This window comes from Deltaproteobacteria bacterium, assembly GCA_019309545.1.
Lineage (GTDB): Bacteria > Desulfobacterota > Desulfobaccia > Desulfobaccales > Desulfobaccaceae > Desulfobacca_B.
Genome location: JAFDGA010000014.1, coordinates 37278 through 54811, shown reverse-complemented (window position 1 = coordinate 54811; position 17534 = coordinate 37278). Strand labels below are relative to the sequence as shown.

The window sequence follows — 17534 nt, the reverse complement described above, 5'->3', positions numbered from 1 at the left end:
GTGCTCTCGGGCGGGCCGGCTCCGGGTGGTCACAATGTCATTGCCGGAGTGTTTGAGGCCGCTAAACAGGCCCACCCGGACAATCGCCTGATCGGCTTTCTGGCTGGTCCTAAAGGCATTATTACCAACAAACATATGGAAATCACCGGCGACATGGTGGCCCACTACAAAAATTCCGGGGGTTTCCACATGCTGGGCACCGGCCGGGATAAAATCGACACCCCCGAGAAGATGGAACAATGCCGTCAGACCTGCGCTGATTTGCAACTGTCCGGTTTAGTGATCGTCGGCGGCGATGATTCCAATACCAATGCCGCCTTTCTGGCCGAAAACCTGTACGATTTGGGGACCAGGGTCATCGGCATTCCCAAAACCATCGACGGCGACCTGCAGGTGCCTGGTCTGTGTCAGATTCCCTTCGGTTATCACTCCGCCTGCATGGCCTTTGCCACCGAAGTCGGTAATCTCAATTCAGATTGTAAATCGGATCTGAAGTACTGGCATTTCAACCGCTTGATGGGCCGCAGCGCCAGCCACATCGCCATGGAAGTGGCCTTCCAGACCCATCCCAATGTCATCCTCATCGGCGAGGAAATCGAAGAGAAAGAATTGACCATCCACGAGGTGGTGCGCCTGATCGCCGATATCATCGTGGAGCGCGCCAAAATCGGTAAAAATTACGGGACCATCCTGATTCCCGAGGGCATCCTGGAGTTTATTCACGAGATTAATTGTTTGATCATCAAGATCAGTTACATCATTGCCGTCTATAACCGCGAGGCCGCAGAGGAGGAATCCTTCCATAAACTGCCGTTCGAAGATCAGGTGCAACTGATTGATAACAGTGATATCTGGAGAGATTATGACAGCCGCATCTTTTTAGGGTTGCCGCCCCGCCTGCAAACCGGGCTGCTCCTGCCGCGGGATGCGCACGGCAATTTTCAGTATGCCCTGGTCAATACCGAAAGAATCCTGCTGGATATGGTTGCCACCTATCTGCGCAAGCAGCGGGCCCGAGGCATCTATAAAGGCACTTTTCGGACCCAGAACCACTACTATGGCTATGATGGCCGGGGCACCTTCCCGACCAAGTTCGATTGTGATTACGCCTATAATTTGGGCCATGCCGCTTTTAGCCTGTTGGCCAATGGCGCTACCGGCTATATGGCCGCGATCAAGGACCTGCATAAGCCCATTGAAGAATGGCAGCCCATCGGGATTCCATTGGCGCCGTTGATGCACCTGGAAGAGCGCAAGGGCCGTCTGGAACTGGTGATTCAGAAGCAAAAGGTCGATCTCGAATCCCCGGCCTTCAAGATTCTGGCCCAGGAACGGAAAAAGTGGGCTATGGAAGATGATTACCGATTTCCAGGGCCGATCCAGTTTTATGGGGCCGGAGCCGAGGCCAAGCCCATTACCCTGATGCTCAATGCCCTGGGGGGTTAGGATATATTGGAATTGGGAGGGTACGTTGTTCACCCGACCGTCCCCGAAGTATTATAAAAAATTCATAGCCTTTCCCATTTCTGTCCGGTTAAGGCCGAGCAAGGCATAACTGGTTATAAATGTTCATATGATCGCTACCGGGCCGGGCGGCTCGAAAAGTTCCTGCACGGAGCAGGTTCAAAACAGTTTGAGCTGCAAGATACGCATAAAGTTTTGTAAAGTAACGCTCAAGTTACAGAGGAACTTGGTTTAACAGAGAAGAAGATACACGATGTCTCGAAATCAATTTGAGCATGTGATGAAAGATTGTGTTACAATGGGCCATGGTCCGGAATCTCCTGTCTGTTTGATAGGTTACCGCTAACCCATTCTAACAGATTCCCAGGAGTTTTCGGGCTTTTTTTGATCAATTAACCAAACAGAACTGATTTTGATATATTTAAATTCAAAGTTAAATGATCAGTGTAATTTCAAATTGTGGAACTAAGATGGAATATGAACCAGTTATTGGCCTTGAAGTTCACGCCCAATTATTGACCAGGAGCAAGATTTTTTGTGGCTGCAGCACCAGCTTCGGTGCTCCGCCCAATACTCATACCTGCCCGGTCTGCCTGGGGATGCCGGGGGTCTTGCCGGTATTGAACAAACAGGTAGTGGAGTTTGCCATTAAAATGGCTCTGGCCACCAACTGCCAGATTGCCCCGCTAAGCCGTTTTGCCCGCAAAAACTACTTTTATCCCGATCTTCCCAAGGGTTACCAGATCTCCCAATATGAGCTGCCCCTGGCCGAACACGGGTTTATCAATATTGAGGTTAATGGCTCCCGCCAGCAGGTTCGAATCCGCCGCATCCATATGGAGGAGGACGCCGGCAAACTCATCCACGATGAGCAGCGGCCGGTCAGCTATGTAGATTTTAACCGCACCGGGGTGCCCCTGATCGAGATCGTTAGCGAACCTGATCTCCATAGTCCGGAAGCAGCCGTGGAGTATCTCCGAAATTTACGCAATATATTGCTTTACTTAGAAATCTGTGACGGCAACATGGAAGAAGGCTCGCTGCGCTGCGATGCCAATATCTCTCTGCGCCCCTTGGGTACCCTGGAATTAGGCACCCGTACCGAACTCAAGAATATGAATTCTTTCCGTCATCTGCAGCGGGCTCTGGACTATGAGATCCGTCGGCAACGGGCGCTGCTGCTCAATGGCGAGGCTGTCGTCCAAGAAACCCGCCTTTGGGATGAGGCTCAGAGTAAAACCTTTTCGATGCGCGGTAAAGAAGAAGCCCACGATTACCGCTATTTCCCTGACCCAGACTTGGTGCCGGTGGAAGTCTCCCCCGAATGGATTGAGGCGGTCAGGCTGACCCTACCCGAACTGCCCGAGGCCAAGAAAGCCCGCTTTGTAGCGGACTATGGGCTGCCAGAATATGATGCCGGAGTGCTAACCGGGGAAAAGCTCCTGGCCCAGTACTTCGAGGATTGTGTCCGGGAGTTGGGACGGCCCAAGCAGGTCAGTAACTGGATAATGTCAGAACTTTTGCGGGAATTGAAAAAGACCGAACGGGGCATGGAGTCCTGCCAGGTAACCCCAGTGGCCCTGGCCCGGCTGCTGGACCTGGTCGAGCAGGGGACCATCAGCGGCAAGATGGCCAAAGCCGTTTTTGAAGAGATGGTTGCCACTGGCCAAGAGGCAGAGGCTATAATCAAGGCCCGGGGTTTGGTGCAAATCAGCGACGAAGCCGCGCTGGAAGCCCTGGCGCGGGAAATTCTGACCGCCCATACCCGGGAGGTGGCTGAATATAAAGGCGGCAAAACCAAGCTAATGGGTTTTTTCGTCGGCCAGATGATGAAAAAGACCAAAGGCCAGGCCAACCCCCGGCTGGTTAACCAGCTTTTCCAACGTCTACTTCAGGAATAGCACCTACACTCTCCTATCTATCCCCGCGCTCAGGGCCAGAACCAGGGATGACGCCAGTAATAGGGGCCCCAATAATAGTAGGGGTATGGCGGTCCCCAATAGTAGGGATAACGCTCATAGGGGATCGGCTGGGGCCACAGATGCAGGGAGAGAGCGGCAATCAAGGGGTAGCGATAATCGGTTTCTCCTAGTTTGCGGACCTCGCTGCCCTTAACCTCCCCGACTACCGTTATCTCCCGGCCTGCTTTATAGATGGCTGGATCCAAAAACCCGGCATACTCTACCAGGAATCTCCCCAAGGAAGTGTCCCCGTCTTCTGGTCGATGCCGGCGGTCTAAGTTTTTCTGCACGATCTCCAGTTCTGTTTTACCCTCTTTGGGCCGGGTCTGATTAATGACCCCGCCCCACAGTACCGTCTTGCCAAGATAAGTCTCCGGATCAGCGGCAACAGCGGTGAAAGACAGGTCCCGGTCGACTTGGTCCAGCATGGCCTGGGAAAATACCGGAGCACAGCCGGCGGCCAGCCCGAATAATAGAATTAGGCCGAAAATCTTTGGTCCGTTCCGGTTGGGGTGAGCTTGCCCGATTGATGGAGATGCCATAATTGATCCTCCGATGCCCACATGGGCAATTGGTTTATGTTTTTAAATAATCTAACCACCGTCTAATGGATTGACAAGGCGGCCGCTATTGTTATCCAGACAGAAATATTTGGTTGACAATTGCCTCATAATCTAGCATCTTTCCAGGCGAGCCTTAAAAATCGGAAGGCGGGTCTATGCATCTAAGTGATTGGGAAGAACTATTCCGGCGGCCGTGGCGGGACTTATGGCCGTTGCTGGCGACGGCCAGCCAGCTGCGGGAACGGCGGGTGGGGCAGGGCATCAGTCTGTGCGTGATCATCAATGCCAAGTCGGGGCTGTGTAGCCAGGACTGCGCGTTCTGTGCCCAATCCCGGGTCTCCCAGGCGGAGATAAAAAGTTATCCGCTGCTAGCTTCGGAGCAACTGGTCGCCGCCGCTCAACAGGCGGCAAGCCAGGGCGCGGCACGCTTTGCCATCGTCACCTCGGGCCGTGGAATCGTCAATAAGCAGGAACAGGAGATTATTTTAAACGCCATCGGGGCCATTCGCAGCAGTACCAGTCTTAAGGTTTGTGTTTCGCTGGGGATAGTAGGGCCTAATTTTTTGAAGGCCCTGGCGCAGGCCGGGGTCCACCGTTACCATCATAATCTGGAGACCGCGGCCTCCTTTTTCCCTCAGATCTGCACGGCTCACACCTATGAGGAACGCCTCCAGACCATCCGGGCAGCCCAAGCCGCCGGTCTGGCGGTCTGTGTCGGGGGGATTTTCGGCCTGGGGGAAAGCGTGGCCCAACGCTGGGAAATGGCCCAGACGATGAAGGAATTAGAAGTGGATTCCATCCCTTTGAACTTTCTCCATCCCATTCCGGGGACGCCACTGGGGTCGCGTCCGCTTCTTAAGCCGCTGGAGGCTTTAAAGATCATCCTGGCCTTTCGCCTCAGCTTTCCGGATAAACGCCTGATCATCTGTGGTGGTCGGATCCCCACCCTCCGTTCCCTGGCACCGCTGATGTTTGCCGCCGGAGCCGATGCCTTGATGACCGGAGATTATCTGACCACAAAAGGCCGATTACCGGATGAGGATTTGCAGATGCTGGCCGATCAGGGTCTGTATCCGGCCACCAGAGATGAGCAATAATGGCGATCTTACCTGAAATCTCCCGCACCGCCGGGATATTTGTCACCGGTACCGATACTGGCGTAGGCAAAACCGTCATTGCCGCGGGGCTGACGGCGGCGCTGCGGGCCGTGGGCACCCGAGCGGTCTATTTCAAGCCCATCCAGAGCGGGGCTACCGAAACCGAGGGCGGTCTGATAGCCGAAGACGCCCGGTTGGCTCAGGAACTGGCCGGCTTAAAAGAACCCTTGTCCTTGCTGGCCCCCATAGTTTTACGGCTTCCCCTGGCCCCGGCGGTAGCCGCGGCCCAGACCGGGGTAAGCATCGACCTAGAGAATATTGCCCAGGCCTATGGTGAGCTGGCCAGCCGCTATGATTATCTGGTAGTGGAAGGCGCCGGCGGTCTCTATGTGCCATTGATTAATACTAAATTTCTGGTCCTGGATCTGGCTCTCTGGCTGGAGTTGCCCCTGGTGGTCGTGACCCGGCCCGGCCTGGGAACGATCAACCATACGACGCTCACCGTCAAAGCCGCGGTCCAGGCCGGGTTGGAGGTGGCCGGGATCATTATTAACCAATATCCCGATCGTCCGGGACTGGCCGAACGCACCAACCCGGAGATCATCGCCGCCCTCACCGGCAGGCCGATCCTGGGGAAGGTGCCTTATATCCCTGACTTTGACGACCCGAGTGGGAGAAAACGACTGATAGAGTCTTTGGTTCCCTTAATATCAAGAATTTACTGGCCCCGACCATGATTGACTTCCAACCCCGTTTAGCCAGGCTGGTCCAGGAACTCCAGGCTCTGGAAAGCCAGCATCTGCGGCGCCATTTACAGGTCATCGATGCGGTGCTGCCCGACGGTTGGGTGCGGGTAGGCGACCGGGAGTTGCTCAACCTGTCCTCCAACGATTACCTGGGGTTGTCGCAAGATGAGCGGCTGATTGCCGCGGCCCAGCAGGCCGCGGCGCGCTGGGGCACCGGCAGTACTGCCTCACGGCTGATTGCCGGCAATTATGCCCTCCACGCCGAGGTGGAAGCCCAGGTAGCGGCCTTCAAAGGCACGGCCCGGGCGGCCCTGTTTAATACCGGGTACATGGCTAATGTCGGCATTATTGCGGCCCTGATGGGGCGCGGCGATGTTATCTTCTCGGACCGCCTCAATCATGCCAGTATTATTGATGGCATCAGGCTGTCCGGTGCCGCCTTTTACCGCTTTCGGCATCGGGACCTGAACCATTTGGAAGAACTGCTGCACAAGACGGCTGGCGCTAAAAATCGGCTGATTATCACCGATACGGTCTTTTCGGTGGACGGCGATCTGGCCCCGCTGCGCGAACTCGTCGAGCTCAAGGATCGCTACCGGGTCTGGTTGATGGTTGATGAGGCCCATGCCACTGGGATCTGGGGAGCTAAGGGGGCCGGCCTGGCCGAAGCTATGGGAGTGGCGGAGGGAGTGGAGATTCACATGGGCACTTTTTCCAAGGCCCTAGGCAGCTTCGGGGCCTATGCAGCGGGGGAGGATAGCCTGATCGAATATCTTTATAATCGAGCCCGGTCATTTATTTATTCCACTGCGCTGCCGCCGCCGGTCTTGGGAGCGATTCAGGCGTCGCTTAAGATTGTTACTCAGGAACCGGAACGTCGCCAGGGGTTACTGAGCCAGGCGGCCCGTTTCCGGGAAAAGCTCCAGGCCGCCGGATTTAACACCTTGAACAGTGAGACCCAGATTATCCCGGTATTGGCGGGGGATAATCGTCTGGCCCTGGAGTTTGCCGATCGATTGCGTCAGGCCGGGATCATGGCCGTGGCTATCCGCCCGCCTACAGTGCCGCCGGGAGGTGCCCGGATCCGCTTTTCGCTGGCAGCCAGCCATGCTCCCGAAGCCCTGGATTGGGCAGCACAGGTCATCATCCAGGTCGGCCAGGAACTGGAGCTGAGTTAATGACTACCCTGGTATTATTGCATGGTTGGGCTGCGGATAGCCGAATCTGGCGGCGTCAACAGGAGCATTTCAGCGCCGGCCTTGATTTACTCCCACTCGACTTGCCTGTCTGGGAGGCTGCCTGGATGATCGATTATCTGGCGTCATTGCCACTAGACGACACAGTAGTGGTGGGTTGGTCCCTGGGAGGAATGCTGGCCCTGGAGACCCTGGCCTGGATGAGAAGTGCCCCAAAGGCCTTGGTGTTGGTGGGGGTAGCTGCCTGTTTCTGCCGTCGTCCAGATTTTCCTTTAGGGGTGGCTCCCGCTGTGGTCCGGACCCTGCGCCGTCGCCTGTGGTCCGAACCAGAAGTGGTCGTCCAGGACTTTGCCGAACTCTGCCTGGCATCAGAGGAAAAGCTTCCTAATCAGGAATGGCTTTCCCTGTGGCCTCAGCCGGAAAGCCCGGAATTTTTGGCTCAGGGCTTAGATTATCTGTTGCACCAAGACTTGCGTCCCTGGCTGGGGAAGGTAAAGGGAAGCGTAACCATTGTCCACGGCAACCGGGACCGGGTTACCCCGGTGGCCCAGGCATATTATCTCCAAGAGCAGATACCCGGCGCCCGCCTGGATATTTACCAAAATGCCGGCCATCTGCCGTTTCTGACCCAGGCGGAAAAATTTAACGCCTTATTGATGGAAGTTATCAATGACCGTAGATAAACGCCGATTGGGGCGCAACTTTGGGCGTCAGGCATCCCGCTATGATCAATATTCGCAGGTGCAACGCTATATGGCTGACCAACTGCTGGGATATCTCCAGAATATGCCGCGGCTCTGGTCCCGCATCCTGGAGATCGGCTGTGGCACCGGCTATCTGACCCGCTTATTGCGGCAGGCTTTCCCAAAAGCGCATCTAACCGCCTTGGATTTAGCCACGGCCGCGGTTCAGGAATGTAAGCGGCATCTGGGGAATGACGATAGAGTCACTTTGCTGGTGGCGGATGGCGAGCAACCCCTGGGGGGCAAGTTTGACCTGATCATCTCCAACTCGGTCTTCCAGTGGTTTAATCAGCCGGCTCAGAGTTGCCAGAGCTACCGGGAGCATCTTCACCCCGGGGGCTGGCTGATCTTTGCTACTCTGGGGCCGGAAACCTTCCAGGAACTGGCAGTCAGCCTGGACCGGGCGGCGAGGCAACTTTCGGTCGCTGCAGGCGGGACGCCATGTACTCAATCGATTCCAGCAGCAGGATTTGCCGCCAGGGATGAATGGCAGCAATTTTTACTTCAGGCTGGATTTAAACGGGTGGCGGTGCATCGGCAACGCCTGGTGGTGAGCTTTCCGGGAGTGATGGAATTTCTTAAAGCCATCCAGGGCATGGGGGCGACCAGGCCGCAACCGGGCCCGCTATCCCGCAAGTTATTAAATCTAATGATGTCCGGTTATGAAGCGGCTTACCGGGTAAATGGGACCATCCCGGTCACCTATGAGCTTCTTTGGGGCTTGGCCTGTAATGAATGACGACCATCTGCCTCACTAAAATCGCGGGATATTGAAAGCTATAAACTTTAGGCTGGTTTTTCCCTTGACATCCATACCGCCCCTTGATAAAAATATCACAAATATTTTCACCGGGTAATGTGCCGGTTTACCGACGGAGGCTGAGGCTTATGGAGCAGCAGGTGCAGAAAATTCTGTTTCCGGTAGATTTTAGTGAGTCGTCCGCGAAATATGTCCCATGGGTGGTGACCTTTGCCAAGAAATTTGATGCCACGGTATATCTGATTTCGGTTACCCCGGATATGTCGAGTTTTGCTACTTTTTATGCCCCCCACGTCAATATTAAAGGCATCCAGGAAGAGATTAAAACCGGGGCTGAAAAAAAGTTGAAGGAATTTATAGCTATCCATTTGAAAGGATTGCCCAAAGTGGAGACCAGGTTAGTCACCGGCAAAGCGGAGGAAAGAATTCTGGAGGTGGCCCGCCAAGAAAAGGTCGATATGATCATCATGGGTAGCCATGGTCGCACCGGCCTGGAACGGACGATTTTTGGCAGTGTCGCCGAAAAGGTAATCAAGCACGCCCCTTGTCCGGTTCTGACCATCCGGCCAGTATGATTTTGTTTCCCCTATTTGGCATAAAGCATATTTAGGCTCCTGGTCTGGCCAGGAGCCATTTTTATAGTTGTCTTTGGAAGCCGCTGGTTATTGCATCCGCTAAACTGCTGGGTTTTCATCGGTAACGCAGAGCAAGTCCCACCCAGGTGAAACTTCGTTCCGCGGGTAGCTCGATTTCCCAGCGGTCCAACGTGGCTCGCCGATATAATTGCCAGCCCTGGTTCAGGTAGAGGTTCAACAGGGTCTCTTCCTGGGTTTCCCGGAAGCCGGACAGGATTAACCGGCCCCCAGGGGTTGACAAGCGTTGTAATTCTATAACCTTATCCATCAGGACCTTCCAGGGCAGGTTAGCCATAATCAGCTCAAAATGGCTCCGAAGGGCTTCGGTTGAACCCTGCAGCCAGTGTACCAGGCCGGTCATCTGATTGTGCCGGGCATTTTCCTGGGCTACCTGGATGGCCGGTGCTGATAAATCGATACCCACATTAAAAGGAATGTCCAATCGGGCCCCGGTCAGGGCCAATATTCCGGAGCCGCAACCAACATCCAGCAGACTGGCGGCTGGCTGTTCCACCAAGGCCGCGGCCAGCAGTTCCAGACACAACTGGGTGGTGGGATGGCTGGGAGGGAAGGCTGACCGGGCTTGCACCACCAAAACCCGATCGCCGGGCCGACGCCGATACGGTCGCCATCGGGAGCGGATAATTAACTGGGGGGCAAGCCGGTAAAACATCACACTTCCTTAAAAATAGGCTTGCTGATTTTATTAGTCCGGTCTTGAATGTCGGGATCTTTGCCTTCCCAGGATTACTTTTTTGTAAACAGAATAAATTAAGCCATTGGGTAAGGTCAAGGATTTTGGTTTAAGGGGGTCAGCAACAGGTATATTACGCCGAGCCTTTAACAGGTTGATTTAAGAGGAGGCAGCCCCGGCGAGAGTTCTTGAGGTAAAGAACGGGCACCTCCTGAGGAAAAAATCCGTATGAATTTCCTGAGTCGATCTTGACCGTCACTGCCTTTTTAGATATGAATATAACCAACCAGACAGCGAAAAGATAGGGTGCTGGTCGGTTGATCGGGCCACAAGATATTGGGGAACCACCATGACTAAGGCTTTGCTAACCCGGGCTGGGTATGAGAGACTGCTCCAGGAATTGCGGCAGCTAAGCCAGGTAGTGCGTCCCCAAACTCTATCGGAAGTAATGGAAGCGGCTCAGGATGGCCGACTCGAGAAAAATACCGAATACTTGGAGGCTCGGTCTCGCCAGGTCCAGGTGGAGCGCCGTATCCAGCATTTACAACAAACGCTGGCCAACTCAGAAGTGCTGGTCGGCAGCAACCTGGCTCCAACCCGGGCGGTGTTCAATTCCCAGGTGCGGATTCGCAACCTGTTGACCGGACAGATTCTAAGCTTTCAGCTAGTAGGGGAAGAGGAGTCCGATGCACAGCAAGGCCGCCTGTCGATAGCTTCTCCTGTTGGCCGGGCCCTGTTGGGGCGGGCCGTCGGCGATCAGATCCGGATTCAGACTCCTGGTGGACTGAGAGTATATCAAATTCTGGAAATTCAGATGGGTAATACATGACCGAAACGGTTCGGGAAGCCTGCGAAATTCATATGGAGGCCACCCGCGGCACATTGATCTGGCTGAGGTCCAATCGGCTATCCGAGAGGTCCCGGGAATCTGTCAGATTCAAGATCTCCATACCTGGACCATTACCAGCGGATTCTATGCCCTCAGTATTAAGGCGCTAGTCAAAGACTCCCGAGATCGGGATGATATTCTCAAGGAACTCAACGAGGTGCTTCGAGAAAGGTTCGGTCTGGAGCATACCACCATCCAGCTCGAAGGGGAAAGTAACCATTGCCCGGCCGTTTCATCTTTGAATCATTGTTTTGAGGATCACGAGCCGGAAAGAAAACTTGGTCCAGCCAGGCTTTCTAAAGCTATTTAGGTTTAATCCTCAGGAGGACAAATGTCACGTACTGATTGGGAATTGAAGCCAGACGACCTGCGCACGGTTTGTGATCCCGACTCATTAGGATTTGAAACCACTAATGAGGTTAAACCCCTGGTGGATAAGGTGGTGGCGCAATATCGTGCCCGTCACGCTCTGGAATTCGGCCTGGGGATGAAAGACCCAGAGTTCAATATTTTCGTGGTAGGCCTGGCCCGGACCGGCAAAGTCGAGATGATCAAAGCCTATGTGGACGAGCTGGCTTCTCAGGAAGAGCCCCCGCCTGATTATGTTTACGTCTATAATTTTAAAGAGCCTGAAAGACCGCGGGCCCTGAAACTGCCGACGGGCAAGGGCAAGGGACTGCAAAACGATTTAGATGAGTTAATTTCCACACTAAGGGTGCAAATTCCCGAGGTCTTTGAGAGCGAAGACTACACCTCACGGCGAGAGGCCCTGGTGCGTAAGTTCAACCAAGAGAGAAATGCCATACTCCAGGAGTTGGACCATAAGGCCAGTGCCGAGGGTTTTATTCTTAATGTCTCCCAGACCGGATTGATGATTGTTCCCGGTAAAGATGGCAAACCCATGGGGGAAGAGGAACTAAAGGCTCTGAGCGACGCCGAACGGGAGGAATTACGTCAGAAGTCCAATGCCTTGCACGCCGAGATGACCGAGGCTTTACATAAAATCCGAAAGATGGAGAAGGAGTTCGAGTCCCAAGAAAAACAACTCGACCAAAATGTCGCCCTTTATGTAGTGGGGCACCGGATTGAAGAGCTGATCGAAAAATACCATGGTTATACCGAGGTTACCGAATATTTACGCCAGGTTGAGCAAGATATCCTGAAAAATATCGACGACCTGAAACGGCGGCCGGGAACCACCCCGACGCCCTTTCCAATTCCCGTCCCTGAACCCAGTTTTATCCAATATCGGGTAAACGTCTTTATTGACCATTCGGAGACCAAAGGGGCCCCGGTGGTATTGGAAAATAACCCCACCTATCCCAATCTTTTCGGCGGCATCGAACGCCGGGCCCAATTCGGGGCCTTGGTAACCGATTTTACCCTGATCCGCCCCGGGGCCTTACACCGGGCCAATGGCGGTTATCTGATCATCAATGCCTTGGATCTATTGAAATGGTATTTTTCCTACGAAGCACTAAAACGGGCCTTGAAAAATCAGGAGATAAAGATTGAGGATCTGGGAGAACAACTGGGTCTGATCACCACCAAGACCCTGCACCCTGAACCAATCCCTTTGAAAGTCAAGGTCATTTTAACCGGCAGCCCGCTGCTCTACCAGTTGCTTTATACCTATGATGAAGATCTGCACAAGCTGTTTAAGGTCAAAGCCGACTTTGACTGGGAGATGCGGCGGACCCCGGAACATCTGCAAAAATTCTCGGCCTTCTTGAGGAGTTATTGCGAGAAAGAGAAGCTCCGGGCGGTCCACAAAACCGGGGTTGCCCGCCTGGTAGAATATTCGGGTGAACTGGCCGGCCATAAAGAAAAGCTTACCCTGCAACTGGCTGAGGTGGCGGCCATTCTGAAAGAGGCTAATTTCTGGGCCGGTACCAATGGCCATGACGTCATCCGGGCCGAGGATATGGAAAAGGCCATTGCCGAAAAGATTTACCGCTCTGATTTGCCCGAAGAGAAATTGCAGGAATTTATTCAGGAAGGCATGCTTACCATCGAAACCAGCGGCGCGATAATGGGCCAGGTCAATGGGCTGTCAGTCTATATGTTAGGCGATCACGCCTTTGCGCGCCCCAGTCGGATCACCGCCGCAGTCTCTTTGGGCAAAGAGGGAGTAGTGGCCATTGAGCGGGAATCCAAACTTTCCGGCAATATTCATACCAAAGGGGTGATGATTCTTTCCGGCTATCTCAAGAGCTGTTTTGCCCAGGACAAGCCCCTGACCCTGTCGGCCAGCCTCTGTTTTGAGCAGAGTTATGGCATGGTGGAAGGGGACAGCGCCTCCGGGGCCGAACTCTTGGCCCTGATCTCCTGCCTGGCTGAGGTTCCTCTGGCCCAAAATATTGCGGTCACCGGCTCGGTCAGCCAGCGCGGTGAGTTTCAGCCCATTGGCGGGGTCAATTGGAAGATCGAGGGGTTCTACAAGGTCTGTAAAGCCCGGGGACTGGACGGCACCCACGGAGTGATTATCCCCAAGGCCAATGTTCAGGATTTGATGCTGAAAAAAGAAGTGGTGGACGCGGTCCGGGAGGGGAAATTTCATGTTTGGGCGGTAGGCCATGTGAACGAGGCGTTGGAGATTCTGACTGGCATGAAGGCGGGCGCTAAGCTGCCCGAGGGCGGCTTTGAACCCGATACAATTAATTGCCGGGTGGACCAGAAACTGCGGCAACTGATGGAAACGGCTCGGGAAATGATGAAAGAGGAGAAAAGCCTGGGAGGAGAGACAGAAGAATAATCCGTTTTAATGCCTAGAGTAATAAAATCGACAATACCTCAGGTTAGAGAAATAACCTTGTCGGCCAGTTGCATGGAAGTGACGATGTCGAGCATGTTGGTGGTTTCGCCTACCTGCTTCTTATCCAACAGGTGAAAATGATCCAGGCAGGTGCCGCAGACCAAGATGGTGACTCCATCGTTTTCCAATTCCTGTAGGCTGGCCAGCACTTCCGAGCCTTCGGTGGCCAGTTTGACCCCGGAATTTAACAGGACCAAGCGCCACAATTCACGACCCATTTCCTTAAGAGTCTTAATGAAACTGATCACCAGTTTGCGGCCCAACTCGTCGTCGCCCCGGCCCAAATAATTGACTCCCAAGAGCACCATGATTTTTGATTCCGAAGCCGGCTGTGGTGCTTGCTGCAAGGGGAGCTGGCAGGTTTCCGACTTATCCCGAAACCCGGTGATCGCAATGGCCCCGTCACTTTCCTCTACCTGCAGCTGATAGCCGCTGCGGGTTAAAAAGCGGCTGACATTTTCCTGGGCGGCCGGATTATCCACCAAAACGGTCAGCTGATCAACATTTCCTTGATCAATCAATTCCTTGGTTTTCAGGACCGGACTGGGACAGGCCAGACCCCGGCAATCAAGTCTGCTGGCAGCCATGAAACTATCCTTCTGTTCTTGGGAAAGAGGTTAGAGGTCGTAGACACCTAACCCTTCTCCCACACCTTCACCCCCACCCTTAAGGGGGGTGGGAGGGGAGATTGAGGGGGGTGGGCATCCGGCGGTCCCCCGCCCCTCCCCTTAAGTTAACCTTTTAAATGCTCCGAGTAAAATAATTTCTCTCCGAAAACCTTTTGCCGACCACCCGGTATGGGGTAAATTGGTTGTTTGAGATTGGATAATTAGCGCGCTAAGCTGCAATAGTCTGTAAAGGGAAATTGTCGTGCTCCGATAGGAGCCAGTCGGCAGGGCGGGTGGAATTTTCCCTTAATCTTGGCGTCCTGGGATCCTTTCAATGCCGCTTGGCTATTTTGGGCTGGCCTTTATGGGATTCGATGTAGGCGTAGGCGGAGTGGTTGTGGATAGATTCGAAATTTTCCGAGTCTACCGAATACCAGGTAAAGTTATCCATTTTATCGAGTTTTTGGGCGATCTCGCGGACTATATCCTCCACAAACCTGGGATTGGCATAAGCATGTTCAGTGACGAACTTTTCGTCCGGGCGTTTTAATAATGCATAAACCTCGCACGAGGCTGATTCTTCGATGAGGCGAATGAGATCCTCAATCCAGAAAAACTTCTTGAACCGCACCTGGACCCGGACCTCGCCCCGCTGATTGTGTGCTCCAACCCGGCTGATCTCTTTGGAACAGGGACAAAGAGTGGTGATCGGCACCTTGACGCCGACCAGCAGGTCAATATGGCCGTTAGAATTTAATGACCCTTTGATGCTGCAGATATATTCCATGAGGCCGCGGGAACCGGTTACCGGGGCCTGTTTTTCAATGAAATAAGGAAAGGTTAGCTCAAGATGAGCCGACTGCGCATGCAGCCTCCGCCGGGTCTCTTCCAGGATGCTGGAGATGTTCTTGATACTGATGTTGCGACGGAACTCACTTAAAATTTCAATGAACCGGCTCATATGGGTGCCCTTGTGACGATAGGGCAGGTTGACATAGACATTGATGCGCGCCACAGTGTTCTGGGTGCCGTTATATTTGTCCAACACCACAATCGGGTAAGAGATGTCCTTCACTCCTACCTTATCAATGTCGATCATGCGGTGGTCCGGCCGGCTTTGGACATCTTCGATCTCGGCCAGGTCGATGGTGGCAGCTACCGCCTTGCCTTTTTGCACTGTCCCCCCTCCCGGAGAGTTTTTTGGTTTAATGGTCGATCTAGCTGCAAGCAATAACAAGAAGTATCTAAACCTGGCCTAAGTTTTGCGTCCGGCAACCGACCACGCCACCTTAGACCCTGCAGCTACAAACATCGATTGTTAATTTAATTATATGTTATCTTTATTTCATTTACAAGCTCTGGGATTTTGTTCACCCGCAGGCAAAGCAGGTGGCATTTTCAAACATACCGGAAACGTTCCGCAATGGTTCGGGCATGGAGCGGCAGACCCTCAGCTTCGGCCAGAATGATCACCGCATCCTTGATGGACTGCAAGCCTTTGAAGGAAAGATGCTGAAAAGTGGGTTTTTTGATAAAATCGTCCACCGACAGACCGGAAAACATGCGGGCACACTGGCCGGTGGGAAGCACATGATTGGTGCCGGAAGCATAATCCCCGGCCGGGATAGGCGCATAAGGACCCAGGAAAATGGACCCGGCGTGGCGAATCCGGGGCAACACTTCAAAAGGCTCGCGGGTGATAATCTGCAAGTGTTCCGGGGCATAAAGGTTGACAAACTCCAGAGCTTCGGCCAGATCGTGGGCTACCAGCACTGCAGAGTGGTGCTCGATGGCGGCCTGTAAAATCTCCTGGCGTGGTAATTCGGGTAGTTCCTCGATAATTGCTTGTACTACCCGATGGGCCAGCTTCTCCGAAGTAGTGACCAAAACTGCAGCCGCGTCGGGATCGTGTTCGGCCTGAGATAAGAAATCGGCCACCACATAACGGGCTTCGGCGGTGTCATCAGCCAGGATCAGGGCTTCACTGGGACCGGCCGGGGAATCGATCGCGACCTCTCCAAATACCAGTAACTTGGCGGCGGTGACATATTTATTGCCCGGTCCGACGATCTTGTCGGTCTTGGGGACCAGTTCAGTGCCATAGGCCATGGCAGCGATGGCCCAGGGCCCCCCGATTTTGAAGATCTGCTGGGCCCCGGCCAGATGGGCCGCGGCCAAGGTGGCAGGGTGAACAATCATTCCCTGATCCGGCGGGGTGCAGGCAATGATTTCCCGCACTCCGGCGACCCGGGCGGGGATAATGGTCATCAGTACCGTAGAGGGGTATTTGGCCAGACCCCCGGGAATGTAGCAGCCCACCCGCTCCAGGGGGCGATATAGTCGTCCGGCCATAATACCCGGCCGGACCTCAATAGCCCACATTTCCCTCTCGACCTGGGCCTGGTGGAATTTCTCAATATTAGCCGCGGCCAGCTGCAGGGCTTCAATTATTTTGGGGTCCAGGGAATCATAGGCTGCCTGAATTTCCTCCGCTGTAACGATTAGATCGTGGGGACAGAAATCATGCTTATAATCCCCATAAATTTCTAAGGCTTCGGAATCCCCGTGCTGGCGGACAGCCTCGACGATCTTCTTGACATCGTCCAGCACCGCCGAGATATCTTCTCTAGACCGCGTCAGGATGGCCTGACGGCGTTCAAAGCTAAGCTCGCGCAGTTTCTCCACAATTAAGTTAACCATCCTGCTGGTCCTCGATCATTCCCCAATCAAGTCAAATTCTCTCCGCTAGTGATGGCGACCATTATAGCAGATTGAAAATTAAGGCACAATCAACTTTGTTGATTATAAACTGCCCTTTCCAAAGTTGTTAAGATTCAGCATTAGAATAGGCCAGGGCGCTACCGGCCTCTTCCGAGGGCTAGCAATGTGAAGAGGCTTCAGGCAATTAAGTGGCTAATGATACATAAATTTTGTCTAATTTCCAAGCAGACTGACAAAGTTTTTTTTGACTGAATATTGACTTTGCCAGAAGAGAATTTAAGTTAATATAAGATGACCCTTAAACCCAAAACCGAGGGAGGATGACAATGAAAGCGGGAATTATCTTTACTGGGACAGGACCTATTGTAGTGTTAACCTCCTATAAATCCTTTACTGATCCGGGTTTTGTAGAGAAACTCAAGGCCAAGGGGATAAAAAAATTTATAGGCTATGAACTTCCATTGGAATTATGTGAGAAGCGCTACGGGGAGCATTATCCGGTAATATTGGGAGATCTCCGGCAGACTGATGACTTGCGGGTGTTAGACTTTGATGGCCATCATATCTTCCTCACCTTCTCGTTCAGCGAATTCGGTGAACAATTCAAGTACGAGTAGGATCCCCTAACAGAGAGGGTCAGAC

At 53.5% G+C, this 17534-nt stretch carries 16 protein-coding genes; 11 read left to right on the top strand and 5 right to left on the bottom strand.

Annotated elements, in window-relative coordinates; genetic code table 11:
• Window positions 1–1446 (top strand): diphosphate--fructose-6-phosphate 1-phosphotransferase (locus tag JRG72_06460; protein MBW2134859.1); only part of this gene is annotated, 1446 nt, incomplete at its 5' end.
• Window positions 1447–1934: 488 nt separating this feature from the next.
• On the top strand, window positions 1935–3365 hold the full coding sequence (gene gatB, locus JRG72_06455; protein ID MBW2134858.1) for an Asp-tRNA(Asn)/Glu-tRNA(Gln) amidotransferase subunit GatB: 1431 nt from the start codon (window positions 1935–1937) through the stop codon (window positions 3363–3365).
• Window positions 3366–3394: 29 nt separating this feature from the next.
• Here the strand turns inward: gatB and JRG72_06450 are convergent, their stop codons facing one another.
• Entirely contained in the window at window positions 3395–3967 is a 573-nt protein-coding gene (locus JRG72_06450) for a Slp family lipoprotein (protein MBW2134857.1), read from the bottom strand.
• 176 nt (window positions 3968–4143) lie between these two features.
• Here JRG72_06450 and bioB point away from each other — a divergent pair, with 176 nt between their 5' ends.
• The 6 genes from bioB (at window position 4144) to JRG72_06420 (ending at window position 9105) form a co-directional block, all read left to right on the top strand.
• Window positions 4144–5085 carry a biotin synthase BioB gene (gene bioB / locus JRG72_06445; GenBank protein ID MBW2134856.1) on the top strand — a complete coding sequence of 314 codons (942 nt, stop codon included), beginning with the start codon at window positions 4144–4146 and terminating at the stop codon, window positions 5083–5085.
• Window positions 5085–5822 (top strand): dethiobiotin synthase, encoded by a 738-nt coding sequence (gene bioD, locus JRG72_06440; protein ID MBW2134855.1) that lies wholly within the window; start codon window positions 5085–5087, stop codon window positions 5820–5822. Before bioB ends, bioD begins: the two co-directional genes overlap by 1 nt.
• Window positions 5819–7009, top strand: coding sequence for an 8-amino-7-oxononanoate synthase (bioF, locus tag JRG72_06435; GenBank protein ID MBW2134854.1), 1191 nt, complete (start codon window positions 5819–5821; stop codon window positions 7007–7009). Before bioD ends, bioF begins: the two co-directional genes overlap by 4 nt.
• On the top strand, window positions 7009–7710 hold the full coding sequence (locus JRG72_06430; protein MBW2134853.1) for an alpha/beta fold hydrolase: 702 nt from the start codon (window positions 7009–7011) through the stop codon (window positions 7708–7710). The genes bioF and JRG72_06430 overlap by 1 nt, the downstream gene beginning before the upstream one ends.
• On the top strand, window positions 7697–8509 hold the full coding sequence (gene bioC, locus JRG72_06425; GenBank protein MBW2134852.1) for a malonyl-ACP O-methyltransferase BioC: 813 nt from the start codon (window positions 7697–7699) through the stop codon (window positions 8507–8509). The genes JRG72_06430 and bioC overlap by 14 nt, the downstream gene beginning before the upstream one ends.
• A 149-nt stretch (window positions 8510–8658) precedes the next feature.
• Window positions 8659–9105: a universal stress protein gene (locus JRG72_06420; protein ID MBW2134851.1), complete on the top strand. Its 447-nt coding sequence runs from the start codon at window positions 8659–8661 to the stop codon at window positions 9103–9105.
• A 115-nt stretch (window positions 9106–9220) separates the two neighbouring features.
• Here JRG72_06420 and JRG72_06415 read toward each other — a convergent pair whose 3' ends face one another.
• Window positions 9221–9838 (bottom strand): 50S ribosomal protein L11 methyltransferase, encoded by a 618-nt coding sequence (locus JRG72_06415; GenBank protein ID MBW2134850.1) that lies wholly within the window; start codon window positions 9836–9838, stop codon window positions 9221–9223.
• A gap of 370 nt (window positions 9839–10208) precedes the next feature.
• Between JRG72_06415 and JRG72_06410 the strand changes: the two genes are divergently transcribed.
• Both JRG72_06410 and JRG72_06405 read left to right on the top strand, forming a co-directional pair.
• The gene (locus tag JRG72_06410) at window positions 10209–10688 is read left to right on the top strand and encodes a transcription elongation factor GreA (protein MBW2134849.1); all 480 of its coding nucleotides are present in this window, start codon (window positions 10209–10211) and stop codon (window positions 10686–10688) included.
• A 391-nt stretch (window positions 10689–11079) separates the two neighbouring features.
• A complete protein-coding gene (locus tag JRG72_06405) occupies window positions 11080–13503 on the top strand; it encodes an AAA family ATPase (protein MBW2134848.1) in 2424 nt (807 codons plus the stop codon).
• Window positions 13504–13541: 38 nt separating this feature from the next.
• Here the strand turns inward: JRG72_06405 and yedF are convergent, their stop codons facing one another.
• The 3 genes from yedF to hisD all read right to left on the bottom strand — a co-directional run bounded on the left by yedF (window position 13542) and on the right by hisD (window position 16871).
• Window positions 13542–14150, bottom strand: a complete 609-nt coding sequence (gene yedF / locus JRG72_06400) for a sulfurtransferase-like selenium metabolism protein YedF (protein ID MBW2134847.1) — start codon at window positions 14148–14150, stop codon at window positions 13542–13544.
• 352 nt (window positions 14151–14502) lie between these two features.
• Window positions 14503–15303 carry a GTP cyclohydrolase I FolE2 gene (locus JRG72_06395; protein ID MBW2134846.1) on the bottom strand — a complete coding sequence of 267 codons (801 nt, stop codon included), beginning with the start codon at window positions 15301–15303 and terminating at the stop codon, window positions 14503–14505.
• Window positions 15304–15569: 266 nt separating this feature from the next.
• Window positions 15570–16871, bottom strand: a complete 1302-nt coding sequence (gene hisD / locus JRG72_06390) for a histidinol dehydrogenase (GenBank protein MBW2134845.1) — start codon at window positions 16869–16871, stop codon at window positions 15570–15572.
• 347 nt (window positions 16872–17218) lie between these two features.
• Here hisD and JRG72_06385 point away from each other — a divergent pair, with 347 nt between their 5' ends.
• Complete coding sequence (locus JRG72_06385; protein MBW2134844.1) at window positions 17219–17509, top strand: hypothetical protein; 291 nt, start codon at window positions 17219–17221, stop codon at window positions 17507–17509.
• Window positions 17510–17534: the final 25 nt, after the last annotated feature.